The organism is Streptomyces megasporus (assembly GCF_000718985.1).
GTDB classification, from domain to species: domain Bacteria; phylum Actinomycetota; class Actinomycetes; order Streptomycetales; family Streptomycetaceae; genus Streptomyces; species Streptomyces megasporus.
Window position 1 is genome coordinate 1 of sequence record NZ_JODL01000180.1, and the last position, 265, is coordinate 265.

Below are 265 nucleotides of genomic sequence, written 5' to 3' on the forward strand. Positions count from 1 at the left end.
CGCGTGCATCCCCACGCCCAGCGGGTCCGGCCAGGCGGCGGCGCCGTTGAAGGCGATGGTGGCGGCCGTCAGCAGCCAGGCGGTCTGCCGCAGCATCGGAAAGGGGATGCGGAGCCAGGTCAGCAGCAGGTCCAGGGCGAGCAGCACCACGATCCCGGCGTCGACGCCGATGGGGAAGAACGGAGCGAAACCGCCGAAACCTTTCTGCTCGGCGAGGTCGCGGACGGCGGCGTACGATCCGGCGAAGCCGATCGCCGCGATCACC

The 265-nt window shown here is 71.3% G+C and carries 1 protein-coding gene; it reads right to left on the reverse strand.

Features of this window, described 5'->3' with window-relative positions; genetic code table 11:
• On the reverse strand, positions 1-264 hold a 264-nt coding region (locus IF47_RS0127255; protein WP_031511752.1), incomplete at its 3' end, for a DUF2637 domain-containing protein.
• Position 265 lies beyond the last annotated feature (1 nt).